Annotated in this window: 1 protein-coding gene; it reads left to right on the top strand. The window is 68.7% G+C overall.

Annotated features, from left to right (window positions below):
• The first annotated feature begins 184 nt into the window (after window positions 1-184).
• A complete protein-coding gene (locus ACFVWR_RS19075) occupies window positions 185-1657 on the top strand; it encodes a dicarboxylate/amino acid:cation symporter (protein WP_387216029.1) in 1473 nt (490 codons plus the stop codon).
• Window positions 1658-1690 lie beyond the last annotated feature (33 nt).

Here is a 1690-nt window from a genome sequence, read left to right as displayed (position 1 = left end):
CGGCCTCTTCGCGTACGGGGACGGATCGGGGTGCGGCCGAACCCTCGGGACGGGGCTCGGTGGCGCGCCTTCGTCACGAAACGTCACGTCCCCGGTCAGGGGTGGAACCTCGGGTCTGCCGCCGGGTAGCGTCGATGGGCACCCCGATCGGTCGGGGCTTCTCGACGAAAGGTCTCACCCCTCCATGAGCACTGCTGCTCCCGCCTCTCCCGCCCGCTCGGGCACCAAGCGCCGGCTCCCCCGGTGGCTCACCTCCTTCGGTGTGCAGATCACCGCAGCCCTCGTTCTCGGCGTCATCGCCGGTGTGATCGCGCGCCAGCTCGGCGCCGCGCCCGGCGGCACACCGGAGCACCCGAACCCGAACGGGCTGACGGCGACCCTGTCCACCATCGGAGGCTCCTACGTGTCGCTGCTGAAGGCCGCGGTCGTTCCGCTGATCTTCACCGCGATCGTGTCGAGCATCAGCAATCTCCGTCAGGTGTCGAACGCGGCGCGCCTGGCCGGCCAGACCATCCTCTGGTTCGCGATCACCGCACTGATCGCCGTGAGCATCGGCATCGTGCTCGGTGTCGTCATCCAGCCGGGCAGTCGCGCCAGCCACGGCGACCTCACCGCAGCCGACCCTGGCACGGTCGGAACCTGGTGGAACTTCCTGCTCGGCCTCATCCCGAGCAACTTCGTCGGCGCCCAGGTGAACACTTCCGTCGCCGTGACCGACGGTGTCGCCAGCGCGACATCGACGGTCGGGTTCAACGTGCTGCAGATCATCGTCGTGGCCGTCGCCGCCGGAATCGCCGCGCTGAAGATCGGCGAGAAGGCGGAGCCTTTCCTGCGACTGAACGCTTCCGCCCTGGCGGTCATCCAGAAGATCCTGTGGTGGATCATCCGCATCGCGCCCATCGGCACGTTCGCGCTCATCGGCAACGCGGTGGCGTCATACGGATGGACGACCATCGGCTCCCTCGCCTGGTTCGTCGCCGCCATCTACATCGGTCTCGCGCTCGTGCTGTTCGTCGTCTACCCGATCATCGTGCGCAGCAACGGTCTCTCTGTCCGTCGCTTCTTCTCGGGCGTCTGGCCCGCGGTGCAGCTCGGCTTCGTGAGCCGCTCCTCGATCGGCACCCTGCCCCTCACCCAGCGGGTCACCGAACGCAACCTCGGCGTGCCCCAGGGCTACGCATCCTTCGCCGTTCCGCTCGCAGCCACGACCAAGATGGACGGATGCGCGGCGATCTACCCGGCGGTCGCGGCGATCTTCGTCGCGCAGTTCTACGGAATCCAGCTCGACTGGGTGCAGTACCTGCTGATCGTCGTCGTCTCGGTCGTCGGATCGGCGGCAACCGCGGGAACGACCGGCGCGATCGTGATGCTGACGCTCACGCTCACCACCGTGGGTCTCCCTCTCGACGGCGTCGGCCTGCTGCTCGCGGTCGACGCCATCCTCGACATGGGTCGCACCGCCATCAACGTCGCAGGCCAGGCTCTCGTGCCGACGATCGTCGCCAAGCGCGAGGGGATCCTCGACCGCGACCTCTACGACGCTCCCCGCTCGGGCGACCCGTTCCGCGACGAGGATGCCGACGCTCCGGCCGCGGCGAAAGCCGGCGACGACACCGTCGCCGACGCCGAGGAGAACGCCTTCGCGCCGACCCGCTAGGTCGTTCTCTCGTGCGAGAAGCGCGGTTCGGGC

The organism is Leifsonia sp. NPDC058292, from assembly GCF_042880955.1.
GTDB lineage: Bacteria > Actinomycetota > Actinomycetes > Actinomycetales > Microbacteriaceae > Leifsonia.
Note: the sequence above shows the minus strand (reverse complement) of the source record. Positions and strands in the feature narration are given on the sequence as shown.